An 18,217-nucleotide genomic window follows, 5' to 3' on the forward strand; every position below is an offset into this window, starting at 1 on the left:
GGGAATAGCGTATCAGGAGGCGACTGCCTCGCCTTCTCCTAAGTCCAGCTGTCGGTTGGACGGCTGCACAAAGTAAGCTTTATCTTCCCAGCGTAAGCAGGTTAACTCTCCGCCCCAGCAGCATCCGGTATCCAGACCGTAAATCCCTTCCGGTGTGCCTTTTCCTTCCAGCGCAGCCCAGTGACCAAATACCACGCTGTACTCGCTTGTCACCGGCCCCGGAATGGCAAACCACGGTTTCAGCGGAGCGGGCGCACTTTCCGGCGTCTCTTTGGAATACATGTCCAGCTGTCCGTTCGGGAAGCAGAAGCGCATGCGGGTGAACGCGTTGGTGATAAAGCGCAGACGGGCCAGACCGCTGAGATCCTCGCTCCAGTGGTTCGGCATATCGCCGTACATGGCATCGAGGAAGAAAGGATACGAGTCGCTCGCCAGCACCGCCTCAACGTCACGCGCGCAGGTTTTCGCCGTCTCGAGATCCCATTGTGGCGTGATCCCGGCATGCGCCATGACCAGCTTTTTCTCTTCGTCGATCTGCAGTAGGGGCTGACGGCGCAGCCAGTTAATCAGATCGTCCGCGTCCGGCGCATCCAGCAGTGGGGTGAGGCGATCTTTAGGTTTGTTGCGGCTGATCCCGGCGAAAACCGCCAGCAGATGCAGATCGTGATTGCCCAGCACCATGCGGACGCTGTCGCCCAGCGATTTGACGAAACGTAATACTTCAAGGGAGCCGGGGCCACGCGCGACTAAATCGCCCGTCAGCCAGAGCGTGTCCTGTCCTGGCGTAAAGTCGACCTGTTTTAACAATGCGATCAGTTCATCGTAGCAACCGTGAACGTCGCCAATCAGATATGTAGACATTAGATTAATGAATGAGTGTGGTTACGGCGAGACGGAACACAGGAATGGCAACGCGGAAATCATTGCCATCGACGTCGACCATTTCATAATGGCCTTGCATAGTACCCATCGGCGTTTCAATCACCGCGCCGCTGGTGTACTGGTACTCTTCGCCAGGAGCGATGTGGGGCTGTTCACCAACCACACCTTCGCCCTGAACTTCAATTTCGCGGCCATTGCCGTTAGTGATAAGCCAGTAGCGCCCGCGCAGCTGCACGGGCATCCGCCCCAGATTGCGAATGGTCACGGTGTAAGCGAAAACAAAACGTTCTTCGTCCGGTGAGGACTGTGATTCAACATAGACGCTTTGTACATGGACACATACGCGGGGCGAATCAATCATGGCTTAACTCTCCTTCGGCGGCGCATTATCGCTGATGTAATTAGCCAGCTTGCAGTACTGCTCTACGGAAATGTTCTCTGCACGCATTGCCGGGTCGATCCCCAGCTCGGCTAACACCTCAACGGTAAACGAATTGCTCAGGCTGTTACGGATCGTTTTACGGCGCTGGTTAAAGGCTTCTGTGGTAATGCGGCTCAGTACGCGCAGATCTTTAACCGGATACGGTTTCGTCTTGTGCGGCACAAGGCGCACAACCGCTGAATCCACTTTTGGTGGTGGTGTGAACGCTGACGGCGGTACTTCGAGTACCGGGATCACGTTGCAGTAATACTGTGCCATCACGCTTAAACGACCATACGCTTTACTATTCGGGCCTGCAACCAGACGGTTAACAACCTCTTTTTGCAACATGAAGTGCATGTCGGCAATGGCATCAGTATAGCTAAAGAGGTGGAACATGAGCGGCGTGGAGATGTTGTACGGCAGGTTGCCGAAGACGCGCAGCGGCTGGCCCATTTTTTCGGACAGCTCGCCAAAGTTCATGGTCATGGCGTCCTGCTGATAGATGGTCAGCTTCGGCCCGAGGAACGGGTGCGTTTGCAGGCGTGCGGCCAGATCGCGGTCCAGTTCGATGACGGTCAGCTCGTCGAGGCGTTCGCCTACCGGCTCGGTCAGCGCGGCAAGGCCCGGGCCGATTTCGACCATCGCCTGACCTTTTTGCGGATTAATAGCCGAGACAATGCTTTCGATCACGAACTGATCGTTAAGGAAGTTTTGCCCGAAACGTTTACGGGCTAAGTGGCCCTGATGGACTCGATTAGTCATTGAGTATTAACAATCATTTTGATGGCGAGATTAAGCGCCGTAATAAAACTGCCGACATCCGCTTTCCCCTGGCCTGCCAGATCCAGCGCAGTACCGTGGTCAACGGACGTTCGAATAAAGGGTAAACCGAGGGTGATATTCACCCCGCGGCCAAAGCCCTGGTATTTTAGCACGGGCAGGCCCTGATCGTGGTACATCGCGAGCACGGCGTCGGCATTATCCAGGTATTTCGGCTGGAAAAGGGTATCTGCAGGCAGCGGCCCGCTGAGATTCATCCCCTTCGCCCGCATTTCGTTGAGTACCGGAATGATGGTGTCGATCTCTTCGGTGCCCATGTGCCCGCCTTCACCGGCGTGCGGATTCAGGCCGCAGACCAGCACGTGCGGCTGCGGGATCCCAAACTTTGTCTGCAGATCGTGATGCAAAATCCCGATGATCTCGCGCAGGAGATCAGGGGTGATCGCGTCAGGAATGGCTTTGATCGGCAGATGGGTGGTCACCAGAGCAACGCGCATCTCCTCCGTCGCCAGCATCATCACCACTTTCGGGCTGTGCGAGCGCTCTTCGAAGAATTCCGTATGCCCGGTAAAGGGTATACCCGCTTCGTTGATGACGCCTTTGTGGACGGGGCCGGTAATAAGGGCGGCAAATTCGCCCTTCAGGCAACCGTCGCAGGCGCGCGCAAGGGTTTCAACGACATAGTGACCGTTTTCCGTGCTGAGCTGGCCCGGGATGACCGGCGTACGAAGGGGAACTGAAAGAAGGGTGAGCGTACCGGCTTGCTGGGGTGCAGGCTGTTGGCCTTCAACGTAAGGGATGAGCGTTAAAGGCAGACCGAGCAGCGTTGCCCGGTCTTGTAACAGTGTTGCATCGGCGCAGACAACCAGTTCTACCGGCCAGCTGCGCTGGGCGAGCTGGACAACGAGGTCAGGCCCAATCCCGGCGGGTTCGCCGGGCGTGATAACAACACGATGCTGTTTCATTAGTTGCTCAGAACTTTCACGTAAGCGCTGGCGCGTTGTTCCTGCATCCAGGTTGCTGCTTCTTCAGAGAACTTACGGTTAAACAGCATACGGTAGGCTCTGTCTTTCTGTGCCGCATCCGTTTTATCAACGTTACGGGTGTCCATCAGCTCGATCAGATGCCAGCCGAATGAAGAGTGGACCGGCGCGCTGATCTGGCCTTTGTTCAGCTTCATCAACGCATCGCGGAAGGCAGGATCGTAGATATCCGCAGCCGCCCAGCCCAGGTCGCCGCCCTGGTTAGCAGAGCCTGGATCCTGAGAGAACTCTTTTGCTGCTTTCGCAAATGAGGTTTTACCGCTCTTAATGTCAGCTGCGATCTGTTCCAGCTTCACACGCGCCTGATCGTCAGTCATGATCGGTGACGGTTTCAGAAGAATGTGGCGAGCGTGAACTTCGGTGACGGAGATATTTTGGCTCTGGCCGCGCAGATCGTTCACCTTCAGAATGTGGAAGCCCACGCCTGAACGGATAGGACCGACGATATCCCCTTTCTTCGCCGTGCTCAGCGCCTGGGCAAAGATGGATGGCAGCTCCTGAATACGGCCCCAGCCCATCTGGCCGCCTTTCAGCGCCTGTTGATCAGCGGAGTAGGTGATCGCCAGCTTGCCAAAGTCGCCGCCGTTACGCGCCTGTTCAACAATAGAACGCGCCTGGCTTTCGGCTTCCGCAGCCTGATCGGAAGTTGGGTTCTCTGGCAGTGGGATCAGAATGTGGCTCAGGTTCAGCTCTGTGCTCGCATCGTTCTGGTTACCCACCTGTTTTGCCAGCGCGTCAACTTCCTGAGGCAGGATGGTAACGCGGCGACGCACTTCGTTGTTACGCACTTCCGAAATCAGCATCTCTTTACGGATCTGGTTACGGTAGGTGGCGTAGCTGATGCCGTCATAGGCCAGGCGGCTGCGCATCTGGTCTAAAGACATATTGTTCTGCTTCGCGATGTTAGCGATCGCCTGATCGAGCTGCTCGTCAGTGACCTTCACACCCATTTTCTGCCCCATCTGCAGAACGATCTGATCCATGATCAGACGCTCCAGGATTTGGTGGCGCAGCGTGGCGTCATCCGGAAGCTGTTGACCGGCTTCGCCCGAATTGAGCTTCACCGATTTCATCAGACCGTCAACGTCACTTTCAAGCACGACGCCGTTGTTCACCACAGCAGCGACTTTATCAACAACCTGGGGGGCCGCGAAGCTGGTATTCGCAACCATAGCGACACCGAGCAGCAGCGTTTTCCAGTTCTTCATACTTTTTCCATTTCAATTAACCGCAAAGCGGATTACGTTGCAAATCAAGCACATTACAAGGCGCTACTGTACGGCAGAATATTCGAGCGCAGCATTTTCTGCGTACCCAGACCGTAGTTGGAACTCAGGCCGCGTAACTCGAAGTTAAAGCCAATCACGTTATCGTATTTGCTCTGATTGTTTTGAGTATCCCAGCCGTTAAGCTTGCGTTCGTAGCCGACACGCAGCGCGTAACAGCAGGAGTTATATTGCAGACCCACCATCTGGTCAGCAGGTTTATTGGCGTTAGTGTCGAAGTAGTATGCGCCTACGATTGACCAGCGGTCGGCGATTGGCCAACTCGCTGCGCCACCCACCTGCGAGATACCGTCTTTATACTGTTCTGCACCAGCATATGATGGCAATGTTGCCTGAATATATTCCGGGCTGGCGTAACGATAAGTCAACTGCACCATACGGTCTTCATCGCGACGGTACTCAATAGCCGCACTACTTGTGGCAATATTATCGAGGCGAGTGTCATATTGCACACCACCGCGCAGACCCCAACGATCGGTCATACGCCAGTAAGTATCTCCCGCCCAGACCAGCGATCCCGTTTTGTTATCTTTCTCCCAGTTAATGTTGTCATCACCGGTGCGTGACTCGGTGAAATAGTAGATTTGACCAACAGAAACGTTAAAACGTTCAACGGCAGCATCATCATAAACACGTGTTGTGACGCCGGTCGTTAACTGGTTAGCAGACGCGATGCGGTCAAGACCGCCGTAAGTACGGTCACGGAACAGGCCGCTGTAGTCAGACTGCAGTAAAGAGGAGTCGTAGTTCTGGATTTTGCTCTGATCGCGATACGGCACGTACAAATACTGCATACGCGGTTCAAGCGTTTGGGTATAACCATCCGCCAGCAGAGCCATATCACGCTCGAAGATCAGCTTCCCGTCCATTTTGAACTGCGGAAGCGTTCGGTTGACCGACTCCTCAAGGTTGGCATTTCTACTGGCATTGTAATTATCGATATTTTTTTGCTGATAGTGAGTCGCCATCAGCTTGGCTTCGGTATTCAGGCTCGCCCAGTCGTTAGACCACGGCAGATTGATCGTCGGCTCAAGGTGAACACGCGTCGCTTCAGGCATGTCCGAATCCGTGTTAACGAAATGTACCGCCTGAGCGTAAACCCGGGTGTCGAATGGACCCACGTCATTCTGATACCAGTTAACGTCCAGCTGTGGCTCTGCCCCATATGTAGGCGTGGACTGGTCAGAAAATACCTGGAATTGCTTGGTCGAGACGGTTGCGTCAAAGTTCTGTACCGCATAGCCTACGCTGAATTTCTGCGTGGCATAGCCATCGGTACTTGAGCCGTATTTGGACGAGAAGTCATTAAAATAAGACGAATCGCTAACTTTGGTGTAGTCAACATTAAAGCGCCATACCTGATCCATTACCCCGGCATGCTGCCAGTAGAATAACCAGCGGTGCTTGTCGCCTTCGGTCGGATGCTCGTCCTGGAAGACTTTATCGGACGGCAGATAATCCAGCTCCATCAGACCCGCACCGGCGTGGGTCAGATAGCGGAACTCGTTCTCCCACATGATGTTGCCGCGCTTGTGGATATAGTGCGGCGTGATCGTCGCATCCATGTTTGGCGCGATGTTCCAGTAATACGGCAGGTAGAACTCAAAGTAGTTCGACGTGCTGTACTTGGCATTCGGGATCAGGAAACCGGAGCGACGTTTGTCACCGACGGGAAGCTGCAGATAAGGGCTGTAGAATATGGGTACTGGACCCAGCTTAAAGCGGGCGTTCCAGATCTCTGCGACCTGTTCTTCGCGGTCATGGATAACCTCGCTCCCGACCACGCTCCAGGTATTTGAACCCGGCAGACATGATGTGAACGTACCGTTTTCCAGGATCGTATAGCGGTTTTCACCGCGCTGTTTCATCAGGTCAGCGTCGCCGCGCCCCTGGCGACCCACCATCTGGTAATCACCTTTCCAGACGTTAGTATCTTTAGTATTCAGGTTTGACCAGGCTTTCGGACCTTTCAGGATGACCTGATTGTCGTCATAGTGCACATTACCCAGCGCATCCACCGTTCGTACCGGCTCGGCCGCACCTTCCGGCTGCTTCTGGTGCAGCTGCACTTCGTCTGCCTGCAGGCGGCTATTGCCCTGGTTAATATCTACATTGCCCGTAAACGTGGCATTGTCAGGGTAAGTCCCTTTCGAACTGTCGGCAGTAATGGTTACCGGCAAGCTATTTGTATCGCCACTCACCAGTGGGCGATTATAACTTGGGACGCCAAGCATACACTGCGAGGCGAGATCGGCCGCCAGCCCCTGTTGACTGTACAGGGCGGAGCCAATCATTGTGGCCAGGAGGGTGGGGATACGTTTTTTCATACGTTGTATTTTATTGTTCCGTCATCAGTGGCTACGGCTTACAAACGCTCAGAGACTATCTTACTCATCTGCGCAGTACCAGCGTTAATCCTGCCCGTTTGCGTGCCAGAGTGTTAGGCTCGCTATCGAATGACGAGTATGATAAAGCAAATTATAGGCGATGTCCTTCAATTGACCGTGACTTGAACACAGTGATGATGACGTTGCGTCGGCCAGGAATATGACTATCCGGGGAGTATATGCAGTATTGGGGTAAAATAATCGGCGTTGCGTTCGCCATCATCATGGGTGCCGGGTTCTGGGGGATTGTGCTTGGGCTTATTATCGGCCATATGTTTGATAAGGCGCGCAGCCGCAAAATGGCCTGGTTTGCCAATCAGCGCGAGCGTCAGTCACTCTTTTTCTCCACCACCTTTGAGGTCATGGGGCATTTAACCAAATCCAAAGGGCGTGTCACAGAAGCCGATATTCAGATTGCCAGCGTTTTTATGGATCGCATGAACCTGCACGGCGACTCCCGTCTGGCAGCGCAAAATGCGTTTCGCATCGGTAAGTCGGATAATTATCCGCTTCGCGAAAAAATGCGTCAGTTCCGCAGCATCTGCTTTGGACGTTTTGATTTAATTCGGATGTTTCTGGAAATTCAAATCCAGGCGGCCTTCGCAGACGGCTCACTTCACCCTAACGAACGTGACGTGCTGTACGTCATTGCGGAAGAGCTGGGCATCTCCCGCATGCAGTTCGACCAGTTCCTGCGCATGATGCAGGGCGGGGCGCAGTTTGGCGGTGGCTATCATCAGCAGTCGTCCGGCGGTGCCTGGCAGCAGGCGCAGCGTGGTCCGACGCTGGAAGACGCCTGTAACGTGCTTGGCGTTAAGCCCTCTGACGATCAGACCACGATTAAACGTGCCTATCGCAAGCTCATGAGTGAACACCATCCGGACAAACTGGTCGCGAAAGGCTTACCGCCAGAAATGATGGAGATGGCGAAGCAAAAAGCGCAGGAAATCCAGAAGGCGTACGAGCTCATAAAAGAGAAGAAAGGTTTCAAATAAAAAAAGCCCGACGATGTCGGGCTTTTTTTTAGAAGTCCACCGGGGCTTTAAACGTCATCGCGTTACCGAAGGCCGGATGGGTGATGGTGAGCGTCTGCGCATGGAGCTGCAGACGTGGCGCTAAGGCCAGCGCTTCAGGCGGCGCGTAGAAGCGGTCGCCCAGAATCGGATGACCCAGGGCGAGCATATGCACGCGCAGCTGGTGTGAACGTCCGGTAATCGGCTTAAGCAGGACGCGCGCGGTATTATCCGGCGCGTACTCCAGCACTTCGTACTCGGTCTGCGCGGCCTTGCCGGTTTCGTAACACACCTTCTGCTTAGGCCGGTTCGGCCAGTCGCAGATCAGCGGTAAATCCACCAGGCCTTCCGCCTGCGCGGGGTGGCCCCAGACGCGGGCGACATACTGCTTTTTCGGCTCGCGCTCGCGGAACTGGCGCTTTAACTCGCGTTCCGCCGCTTTGTTCAGCGCTACCACAATCACGCCGCTGGTGGCCATATCCAGGCGATGGACAGACTCCGCCTGCGGATAATCGCGCTGAATGCGCGTCATCACGCTGTCTTTGTGCTCGTCCAGACGACCCGGCACGGACAACAGCCCGCTGGGCTTGTTGACCACCATAATGTGTTCATCCTGATACAGAATGACCAGCCAGGGATCCTGCGGCGGATTGTACGGCTCCATCACCATCTTGCGCTCCGGTTACTGATGCGTCACAACGATAAGACGCAGGGCATCCAGGCGCCAGCTAGCCTGATTGAGGCTTTCCAGCACCTGCTGACGGTTGCTTTCAATCGCTGCCAGTTCGTCGTCGCGGATGTTCGGGTTGACGGCTTTTAACGCTTCCAGACGGGACAGCTCCGCAGACAGTTTCTCGTCGGCTTCACTGCGCGCGGCGTCAATCAGCGCTCTGGCCGCTTTTTCAATCTGGGTTTCGCCCAGTTGCAGAATCGCGTGCACATCCTGCTGTACCGCGTTCACCAGCTTGCTGCCCGTATGGCGGTTTACCGCGCTCAGCTGTCGGTTGAAACTCTCGAATTCAACCTGTCCTGCCAGGTTAGTGCCGTTTTTGTCCAGCAGCAGGCGGACGGGCGTTGGCGGCAGGAAGCGGGTGAGCTGCAGCTGTTTCGGCGCCTGCGCTTCCACAACGTAAATCAGCTCCAGCAGCAGCGTTCCCACCGGCAGCGCCTTGTTTTTTAACAGGGAGATAGTGCTGCTGCCGGTATCGCCGGAGAGAATCAGGTCCAGCCCATTGCGGATCAGCGGGTGTTCCCAGGTAATGAACTGGGCATCTTCACGGGACAGCGCCACATCACGCTCGAAGGTGATGGTGCAGCCATCTTCCGGCAGGCCCGGGAAATCCGGAACCAGCATGTGATCGGACGGTGTCAGGACAATCAGGTTCTCACCACGATCGTCCTGGTTGATGCCGACGATATCGAACAGGTTCATGGAGAAGCTGATGAGGCTGGTGTCGTCATCCTGCTCTTCGATGCTCTCTGCCAGCGCCTGCGCTTTCTCACCGCCGTTGGAATGGATCTCCAGCAGGCGATCGCGGCCCTGCTCCAGCTGAGCTTTCAGCGCGTCATGCTTCTCACGACAGGATTTAATCAGATCGTCAAAGCCCTCGGTGTTTTCCGGCGCGGCCAGGTAGCCGATAAGATCGCCATGCACTTGATCATAAATGGTGCGGCCCGTCGGGCAGGTATGTTCAAACGCGTCCAGACCTTCGTGGAACCAGCGTACCAGCACGGACTGCGCGGTTTTTTCCAGATACGGCACGTGGATCTGAATATCATGCGCCTGACCGATACGATCCAGACGGCCGATACGCTGCTCCAGCAGATCCGGGTTAAACGGCAGATCGAACATCACCAGGTTGCTGGCAAACTGGAAGTTACGGCCTTCAGATCCGATTTCCGAGCACAGCAGAACCTGTGCGCCGCTGTCCTCTTCGGCAAACCACGCCGCGGCGCGGTCGCGCTCGACGATGGACATGCCTTCGTGGAACACGGCGGCGCGAATGCCTTCACGCTCGCGCAGAACCTGTTCCAGCTGCAGCGCGGTGGCCGCTTTGGCGCAGATCACCAGCACTTTCTGGGAGCGGTGCGCGGTCAGGTAGCCCATCAGCCACTCCACGCGCGGGTCGAAGTTCCACCAGGTGCCGGTATCGCCTTCAAATTCCTGGTAGATTTGTTCCGGATAAAGCATGTCGCGGGCGCGCTCTTCCTGGGTTTTGCGCGCACCCATAATGCCGGAGACTTTAATCGCCGTCTGATACTGCGTCGGCAGCGGCAGTTTAATCGTATGCAGCTCGCGTTTCGGGAAGCCTTTGACGCCGTTACGGGTGTTACGGAACAGCACGCGGCTGGTGCCGTGGCGGTCCATCAGCATGTCGATCAGCTCTTTACGCGCGGATTCCGCGTTGTCGCTGTTCGCAGCCTGCAAAAGCGGCTCGATATCCTGCTCGCCAATCAGATCGCTCAGGGTGTTGAGCTCGTCATCAGAAAGACGCTTGCCCGCCAGCAGCATGGCGACGGCATCCGCGACCGGACGGTAGTTATTCTGTTCTTCCACGAACTGCGCAAAGTCGTGGAAACGGTTTGGATCGAGCAGGCGCAAGCGTGCGAAGTGGCTTTCCAGACCAAGCTGCTCCGGCGTTGCGGTCAGCAGCAGAACGCCAGGCACGCGCTCGGCAAGCTGCTCGATAGCCATGTATTCGCGGCTCGGCGAGTCTTCGCTCCAGACCAGATGGTGCGCTTCGTCAACAACCATAATGTCCCACTCGGCATCGCACAGGTGCTCAAGACGCTGCTTGCTGCGGCGCACGAAGTCCAGGGAGCAAATGACCAGCTGTTCGGTTTCAAACGGGTTGTCGGCGTCGTGCTGCGCTTCGGCATAGCGTTCATCGTCGAACAGGGAGAAACGCAGGTTAAAGCGGCGCAGCATTTCAACCAGCCACTGGTGCTGCAGAGTTTCTGGCACCACGATCAGCACGCGTTCTGCAGCGCCGGAAAGCAGCTGTTGATGCAGGATCATGCCCGCTTCGATGGTTTTACCCAGGCCCACTTCATCTGCCAGCAGCACGCGCGGCGCGTGGCGACGGCCCACGTCGTGGGCGATGTTCAGCTGGTGGGGGATCAGGCTGGTGCGCTGGCCGCGCAGGCCGCTCCACGGCATGCGGTACTGTTCACTCTGGAACTTACGCGCGCGATAGCGCAGGGAGAAGCGATCCATACGGTCGATTTGCCCGGCAAACAGGCGGTCCTGCGGCTTACTGAACACCAGTTTGCTGTCGAGCAGCACTTCACGCAGGACGACATTGGCTTCATCCGTATCAAGACGAGTACCAATGTAGGCGAGCAGTCCATTCTCTTCTTTTACGTCTTCAATCTTGAGCTGCCAGCCGTCATGGCTGGTCACGGTGTCACCCGGATTAAACATCACGCGGGTTACAGGGGAGTCATTGCGAGCGTACAGACGGTTTTCACCGGTGGCAGGGAAGAGGAGGGTAACCATACGCGTATCGATTGCTACGACGGTTCCTAATCCAAGTTCGCTTTCTGTATCGCTGATCCAGCGTTGACCAAGTGTAAAAGGCATAGTTGTTCGGCTCTAATCTTTAATTGCAGGCAATAGTTCGACTACCGTCAAAAAAGACGGTCATCGAAAAATGGGTCCGGGAATGGAAAGGGCGCTATGGTACTGGATGGCAGCCATTTCGTCACGCGTCAAAATAGGCCAAGTTGCCCTGTCACTAGTGTAGCAAAATCATCGTCGATGAAGGGCAAAATTCCGTCGGCAACCGGCTGAAGCTGACGCGTCAGATAGTGTTCGTAATCCAGAGGAGAATGCTGATAATCCACAGGTTCCGGGCCGCTAGTGGTCCAGACGTATTTAATGGTTCCCCGGTTTTGATATTGCGGCGCGCGGCCACGGCGGACGTTTTCTTCATCCGCCAGACGCGCGGCGCGTACGTGCGGAGGAACGTTGCGCTGGTACTCCGCCAGCGGGCGGCGCAGGCGCTTGCGGTATACCAGCTGCGCGTCAAGTTCGCCCGCCATCAGGCTGGCTATCGTCTCGCGCACGTAGTCCTGATACGGCTCATTGCGAAACACCCGCAGATAGAGCGTCTGCTGGAACTGCTGCGCCAGCGGCGTCCAGTCGGTACGCACCGTCTCCAGCCCTTTAAAAACCATCCGCTGCGCGTCACCTTCCTGAATCAGCCCGGCGTAGCGCTTTTTGCTGCCCTGATCGGTGCCGCGGATGGTGGGCATTAAAAAGCGGGCGAAATGGGTTTCAAATTCCAGCTCCAGCGCGCTGGTTAACCGCTCTTTCTGCAAATGTTCCTGCCACCAGTCGTTCACGAAGGCGACCAGCGCTTTGCCGATTTGCGCGGCGTCGTCTTCAGAGTGCGCGCCCTTAAGCCACACAAAGGTGGAGTCCGTGTCGCCGTAGATGACGTCATAGCCCCGGGACTCAATCAGCGCTTTGGTCTGGCGCATGATCTCGTGCCCGCGCATGGTGATCGAGGAGGCCAGACGCGGATCAAAGAAGCGGCAGGCGCTGGTGCCCAGCACGCCGTAAAAAGCATTCATAATGATTTTTAGCGCCTGAGAAAGGGGCTTGTTGCCGTGGCGCTTGGCCTCATCGCGGCCGTGCCAGATGTTTCCCACGATTTCAGGCAGGCAGTGTTTTTCCCGCGAGAAGCGTGCGCCGAGGAAGCCTTCGGTGCTGTGCTCATCATCAGGCTGGGCCAGGCCTTCCACCAGCCCGACGGGGTCGATCAGGAAGGTGCGGATAATCGACGGGTAGAGGCTTTTGTAATCCAGTACCAGAACGGAGTCATACAATCCTGGCCGGGAGTCCATCACATACCCGCCGGGACTTGCCTGCGGCGGCACGTCCCCGAGGTTGGGGGCGACGTATCCTGCCCGATGCATCCGCGGAAAATAGAGGTGGCTAAAGGCCGCTACGGAGCCGCCGTGTCTGTCGACGGCCAGGCCGTTTACCGTCGCGCGCTCCAGCAGGAACGGCATAATCTCGGTTTTGTGGAAGATCTGCGTGACCAGCTCGCAGTCTTTCAGGTTATAGGTGGCGAGCGCGGGTTTGTCTTCGTTAAAGCGCCGGTCAATTTCGTCCATTCTGTCCCAGGGGTTGTCGATGGATTTGCCTTCGCCAAGCAGCTCCTGCGCGACGGCTTCCAGGGAGAATGAAGAGAAGTTCCAGAAGGCGGATTTTAGCGCCTCGATGCCGTCGATAATCAGGCGACCGTTAGCCTGCGCGAAGAAAACGCCGTTCTTAAAACCGTGTTCGCGCCATTCCAGCTCGCTGTTTCCGCGCCCCAGCATCAGCGGGATGCGGTAGCGCTCGGCGTGCTTTTGCAGCACGCGCAGGTCAAACTGCACCACGTTCCAGCCGATCAGGACGTCGGGGTCGTTGTCGGCAAACCACTGGTTAAGCTTCTCCAGCAGCTGCGGGCGGCTGTTGACGTACTCAAGCCGGAAATCCAGCGCGGAGGCATCGCCATTCGGCGGCCCGAGCATATAGACAACCCGATCGCCGCAGCCTTCCAGACCGATGCAGTACAGTTCGCCGTGGCGGGTGGTTTCAATATCCAGTGAGACCCACTTCAGCGGCGGGCGGTAGTGCGGATTGGGCTTCAGGCGCGCGTTAACGAGGCTGCCGCTATGATCGGTGCCGTCGACCCAGACGGGGGCGGTAATAAACCGCTCCATCAGAAAGCGTTCCGGTGGGCGAATATCCGCCTCGTAGAGCGTCACGCCCGCCTCGCGGAGCAGCTTTTCATAGCGCATCAGCTGACGATGGGCGCGACAGTAGAGGCCGTAAACCGGCTGACGGTGGAAATCTTTCAGCTCAAGCGGAGTGATGCGCCAGCCGTTTTCGCCGCGCAGCAGCTGCTTCACCTTCTCGACGTGGGCTTCAGGAATAAAGGCAACGGATTCCTGCGGCGGCAGCGTAACGTGTAGCGGACCGTTGTCGGTTGCCAGCCAGAACGCGACCTCGGTGCCCTGAGGGGTATCCCGCCAGTGTCGGGTCAGTAAAAAACCTTCTTGCGCCTGCGCCACGCCGTTATCCCAGAAAACAAAACCAGGCCTGATTATAGCCTGGTTAAGGTTGTTTTGCTGGGGTTTTATACAGTGTCTGTTTTGCCAGATAGCGCTGCGCTTGTCCAGCCTGCAAGCTACTGCCCGTAATAGGCCTTCGCGCCGTGCTTGCGCAGGTAATGCTTTTCCAGCAGGGTTTGCTGCATATCCGGCAGCTGCGGCGCCAGCTGGCGACAGAAGATCCCCATATAGGCGACCTCTTCGAGCACGATGGCGTTATGCACCGCGTCTTCTGCGTTTTTACCCCAGGCAAACGGGCCGTGGGAGTGCACCAGCACGCCGGGCATCTGCGCCGCGTCGATACCCTGTTTTTCGAAGGTTTCAACAATCACGTTACCCGTTTCCCACTCGTACTCACCGCCGATCTCCGCATCGGTCATCAGACGCGTGCAGGGAATGGTGCCGTAAAAGTAGTCCGCGTGGGTGGTGCCGGTCGCCGGGATGGACTGGCCCGCCTGCGCCCAGATGGTGGCGTGGCGCGAATGGGTATGCACGATGCCGCCGATGCTCGGGAATGAGCGGTACAGCAGGCGGTGAGTCGGCGTATCGGAGGACGGTTTTTTCTTACCTTCGACCACTTCGCCGGTCTCGAGGCTGACAACGACCATATCGTCTGCGGTCATCACCGTGTAATCCACGCCGGAAGGCTTAATCACCAACACGCCTTTTTCGCGGTCAACGGCGCTGACGTTGCCCCAGGTCAGGGTGACCAGATTATGTTTCGGCAGCGCCAGGTTGGCTTCGAGCACCTGACGTTTGAGATCGTCTAACATTGTTGTCTCCCTGCCCGGTGAGCGTAGCGTCACCGGGCATTCCGTACTTAGCGTTTTGAACCGTAATAGACTTCGTTCCAGCGCAGCGCGTCTTTAAAGGCGGGCAGGCGGGTATCGTTATCAATCACGGTCAGCTCGATATCGTGCAGCTCGGCGAACTGACGCATGTCGTTCAGATCAAGGGCGTGGCTGAACACCGTGTGGTGCGCGCCGCCGGCCAGGATCCATGCCTCAGAGGCGGTTGGCAGATCAGGCTGCGCTTTCCACAGGGCGTTGGCGACCGGCAGTTTCGGCAGAGAGTGCGGCGTTTCAACCGCATCGACGCAGTTCACCAGCAGGCGGAAGCGATCGCCCAGGTCGATCAGGCTGGCGTTGATGGCCGGGCCCGTACGGGTGTTGAAGATCAGGCGCGCCGGATCGGCTTTACCGCCGATGCCGAGGTACTGCACGTCGAGGATCGGTTTCTCTTCCACGGCGATCGTCGGGCACACTTCCAGCATGTGCGAGCCGAGCACCAGGTCGTTGCCGTTTTCGAAGTGATAGGTGTAGTCCTCCATAAAGGAGGTGCCGCCCTGCAGACCGGTCGACATCACCTTCATGATGCGAAGCAGAGCGGCAGTTTTCCAGTCGCCTTCGCCCGCAAAGCCGTAGCCCTGCTGCATCAGACGTTGTACCGCCAGGCCCGGCAGCTGTTTCAGGCCGTGGAGGTCTTCAAAGGTAGTGGTAAAGGCGTGGAAGCCGCCCTGTTCCAGGAAGCGCTTCATGCCCAGCTCGATGCGCGCCGCGTCCAGCACGTTCTGACGCTTGTCGCCGTTGATTTGTGCCGCAGGCGTCAGGCGGTAGCTGCTTTCGTACTCGTCCACCAGCGCGCTCACGTCGCCGTCGCTGATTTCATTCACCACCTGCACCAGGTCGCCCACGGCCCAGGTATTTACGGAGAAGCCGAACTTGATCTGCGCGGCCACTTTGTCGCCGTCGGTGACCGCCACTTCACGCATGTTGTCGCCGAAACGCACTACTTTCAGATGGCGGGTATCCTGTTTGGATACTGCCTGGCGCATCCAGGAGCCGATACGCTGTTGCGCTTTGCCATCCTGCCAGTGGCCGGTGACCACCGCGTGCTGCTGGCGCATACGCGCGCCGATGAAGCCGAACTCGCGGCCGCCGTGCGCGGTCTGGTTCAGGTTCATAAAGTCCATGTCGATGCTGTCCCACGGCAGGGAGGCGTTGAACTGGGTATGGAACTGCAGCAGCGGCTTGTTGAGGATAGACAGGCCGTTAATCCACATTTTAGCGGGTGAGAAGGTGTGCAGCCACACCACCAGACCGGCGCATTTATCGTCGTAGTTGGCGTCGCGGCAGATGTGGGTAATTTCATCCGGCGTGGTGCCCAGCGGTTTCAGCACCAGTTTGCACGGCAGTTTAGCTTCCGCATTCAGCGCGTTAACGACGTGCTCCGCGTGTTTCGTCACCTGCTGCAGCGCTTCCGGTCCGTACAGATGCTGGCTGCCAATCACAAACCACACTTCATAGTTATTAAAAATGGTCATCATCGTGTCCTTAATGGGTCAGGGTTGCCGTAGTGTCCGCGGTGCTTTTGGCCGGGGCGGCGACAGGGAGATAGTGAAGTTCGGCGCTTTTTGCCCATTGCTGGTAGCGCTGATAAAGCTGTTCAAAGCGCTGTGCCTGTTGGGTGCGCGGCTGGAGCGTGTTTTCGACGGCGCTCGCCATATGCTGCTGTGCGGTCGGGATGTCGGCATGGACGCCCGCGGCCACGGCGGCGAAAATCGCCGCGCCCAGCGCGCAGCACTGATCGGAGGCCACAATCTGCAGCGGACGGTTCAGCACGTCGCAGCAGGCCTGCATGATCACCGGGTTTTTACGGGCGATGCCGCCCAGCGCCATCACGTTGTTCACGTTGATGCCCTGCCCGGTGAAGCACTCCATAATGGCGCGGGCACCGAAGGCCGTTGCGGCAATCAGACCGCCGAACAGCGCGGGCGCGTCGGTCGCCAGGTTGAGATCGGTGATCACTCCTTTCAGTCGCTGGTTGGCAAACGGCGTGCGGCGGCCGTTAAACCAGTCCAGCACCACCGGCAGGTGATCGAGAGACGGATTTTTTGCCCAGGCGTCGGTGAGCTGCGGCAGGAGCTGCTTTTTGCTCTCTGCTATCTGTGTTTTCAGTTCAGGATGCGCCGCCGCCAGCTGGTCCAGCGGCCAGCCGAGCACGCGGCCAAACCAGGCATAGATATCGCCAAACGCGGACTGACCGGCTTCCAGACCGATAAAGTCCGGCACCACGCTGCCGTCAACCTGGCCGCAGATGCCTTTCACCGCGCGGTCGCCGACGGTGCCTTTATCCGCCGTCAGGATGTCGCAGGTGGAGGTTCCGATGACTTTGACCAGCGTGTTTGGCTGTGCGCCCGCACCCACGGCGCCCATATGGCAGTCAAAGGCGCCGCCGGAGATGGCCACGTTCTGAGGCAGGCCGAGGCGCGTCGCCCACTCTTCGCAGAGGGTGCCGACCGGAATATCAGCGGTGAAGGTGTCGGTAAACAGCGGGTACGTCAGGCTCTTGTTGATGATCGGATCGAGCTCGTCGAAGAACGTGGCCGGAGGCAGACCGCCCCAGCTTTCGTGCCACAGGGATTTATGCCCGGCGCTGCAGCGGCCGCGGCGGATATCCTGCGGGCGAGTGGTGCCGGAGAGCAGGGCAGGCACCCAGTCGCACAGCTCAACCCATGACGCCGCAGCCTGCGCAACGGCTGCGTCGGCCCGAGTGACGTGAAGGATCTTGGCCCAGAACCATTCGCTGGAATAAATCCCGCCGATGTAGCGCGAGTAGTCTGTCTTGCCCGGCTGATGGCACAGGCGCGTAATGGCTTCAGCCTCTTCTACGGCGGTGTGGTCTTTCCACAGCACAAACATGGCGTTCGGGTTGTCGGCAAACTCCGGGCGCAGCGCCAGCACGCGGCCTTCGGCATCCACAGGGGCCGGCGTGGAGCCGGTGCTGTCGACGCCAATCCCGACAATTTCAGACCGCTGGGCGTCGGTCAGTTCGGCCAGGACGGTTTTGATCGCCGCTTCCATCGACTCGATATAGTCACGCGGGTGGTGACGGAACTGGTTGTTAGGCGCATCGCAGTAGCGCCCCTCTTGCCAGCGCGGATACCACTCAACGCTGGTTGCTATCTCCTGGCCGGACGTACAGTCCACTGCCAGCGCGCGAACTGAATCGCTGCCAAAATCGAGGCCAATCGCAATTGCCATGGTGTTGCTCCATCGAAAAAACAGGTATGGAAGAACATTAGAGACTGGGGAAAAAAGTCGTCAGGCAGGATCCGCTAATCTTATGGACTAAATTGCTGTTACGACGGAAAGTGTGACGCCGTGCAAATATTCAATGTGGACATTTCTGCCGCACTTATAGACACTTTTGTTACTGGTTATCTGTCTGCTCTGGCGGAGAAATCAGGGGGAAAGGCTGAAACATGGCGGACGTAAAAGCGGCGTGATGCTTT

General features: G+C 57.3%; 13 protein-coding genes. 1 reads left to right on the forward strand and 12 read right to left on the reverse strand.

What is annotated here, in order from left to right; translation table 11 throughout:
* Positions 1-12: 12 nt before the first annotated feature.
* The 6 genes from apaH to lptD are packed head-to-tail and all read right to left on the reverse strand — an operon-like array spanning position 13 to position 6,742.
* Positions 13-861 (reverse strand): bis(5'-nucleosyl)-tetraphosphatase (symmetrical) ApaH, encoded by an 849-nt coding sequence (apaH, locus tag ACOTZC_RS07980; RefSeq protein WP_032649852.1) that lies wholly within the window; start codon positions 859-861, stop codon positions 13-15.
* A gap of 4 nt (positions 862-865) precedes the next feature.
* Positions 866-1,243, reverse strand: coding sequence for a Co2+/Mg2+ efflux protein ApaG (gene apaG, locus ACOTZC_RS07985; protein WP_023310361.1), 378 nt, complete (start codon positions 1,241-1,243; stop codon positions 866-868).
* 3 nt (positions 1,244-1,246) lie between these two features.
* A complete protein-coding gene (gene rsmA, locus ACOTZC_RS07990) occupies positions 1,247-2,068 on the reverse strand; it encodes a 16S rRNA (adenine(1518)-N(6)/adenine(1519)-N(6))-dimethyltransferase RsmA (protein ID WP_023310362.1) in 822 nt (273 codons plus the stop codon).
* Positions 2,065-3,051, reverse strand: coding sequence for a 4-hydroxythreonine-4-phosphate dehydrogenase PdxA (gene pdxA / locus ACOTZC_RS07995; RefSeq protein WP_047173705.1), 987 nt, complete (start codon positions 3,049-3,051; stop codon positions 2,065-2,067). Before pdxA ends, rsmA begins: the two co-directional genes overlap by 4 nt.
* A complete protein-coding gene (surA, locus tag ACOTZC_RS08000; protein WP_023310364.1) occupies positions 3,051-4,337 on the reverse strand; it encodes a peptidylprolyl isomerase SurA in 1,287 nt (428 codons plus the stop codon). The genes pdxA and surA overlap by 1 nt, the downstream gene beginning before the upstream one ends.
* Positions 4,338-4,390: 53 nt before the next feature.
* On the reverse strand, positions 4,391-6,742 hold the full coding sequence (gene lptD / locus ACOTZC_RS08005; protein ID WP_045400974.1) for an LPS assembly protein LptD: 2,352 nt from the start codon (positions 6,740-6,742) through the stop codon (positions 4,391-4,393).
* A 239-nt stretch (positions 6,743-6,981) separates the two neighbouring features.
* Here lptD and djlA point away from each other — a divergent pair, with 239 nt between their 5' ends.
* Positions 6,982-7,797, forward strand: a complete 816-nt coding sequence (gene djlA, locus ACOTZC_RS08010; RefSeq protein ID WP_023310366.1) for a co-chaperone DjlA — start codon at positions 6,982-6,984, stop codon at positions 7,795-7,797.
* Between the two features lie 28 nt (positions 7,798-7,825).
* Here the strand turns inward: djlA and rluA are convergent, their stop codons facing one another.
* The 6 genes from rluA to araB all read right to left on the reverse strand — a co-directional run bounded on the left by rluA (position 7,826) and on the right by araB (position 17,966).
* Positions 7,826-8,485 carry a bifunctional tRNA pseudouridine(32) synthase/23S rRNA pseudouridine(746) synthase RluA gene (rluA, locus tag ACOTZC_RS08015; RefSeq protein ID WP_008502014.1) on the reverse strand — a complete coding sequence of 220 codons (660 nt, stop codon included), beginning with the start codon at positions 8,483-8,485 and terminating at the stop codon, positions 7,826-7,828.
* A 12-nt stretch (positions 8,486-8,497) separates the two neighbouring features.
* Complete coding sequence (gene rapA / locus ACOTZC_RS08020; RefSeq protein ID WP_421635704.1) at positions 8,498-11,398, reverse strand: RNA polymerase-associated protein RapA; 2,901 nt, start codon at positions 11,396-11,398, stop codon at positions 8,498-8,500.
* 128 nt (positions 11,399-11,526) lie between these two features.
* The gene (gene polB / locus ACOTZC_RS08025) at positions 11,527-13,884 is read right to left on the reverse strand and encodes a DNA polymerase II (protein WP_045400981.1); all 2,358 of its coding nucleotides are present in this window, start codon (positions 13,882-13,884) and stop codon (positions 11,527-11,529) included.
* Positions 13,885-14,000: 116 nt separating this feature from the next.
* Entirely contained in the window at positions 14,001-14,696 is a 696-nt protein-coding gene (gene araD / locus ACOTZC_RS08030) for an L-ribulose-5-phosphate 4-epimerase (protein ID WP_045400984.1), read from the reverse strand.
* 47 nt (positions 14,697-14,743) lie between these two features.
* Positions 14,744-16,246 (reverse strand): L-arabinose isomerase, encoded by a 1,503-nt coding sequence (araA, locus tag ACOTZC_RS08035; protein ID WP_023310371.1) that lies wholly within the window; start codon positions 16,244-16,246, stop codon positions 14,744-14,746.
* Between the two features lie 10 nt (positions 16,247-16,256).
* A complete protein-coding gene (araB, locus tag ACOTZC_RS08040; RefSeq protein WP_421635705.1) occupies positions 16,257-17,966 on the reverse strand; it encodes a ribulokinase in 1,710 nt (569 codons plus the stop codon).
* Between the last annotated feature and the right edge of the window lie 251 nt (positions 17,967-18,217).

The sequence above is a fragment of the Enterobacter cloacae complex sp. SHL009 genome, from assembly GCF_049237205.1.
GTDB lineage: Bacteria > Pseudomonadota > Gammaproteobacteria > Enterobacterales > Enterobacteriaceae > Enterobacter > Enterobacter cloacae_M.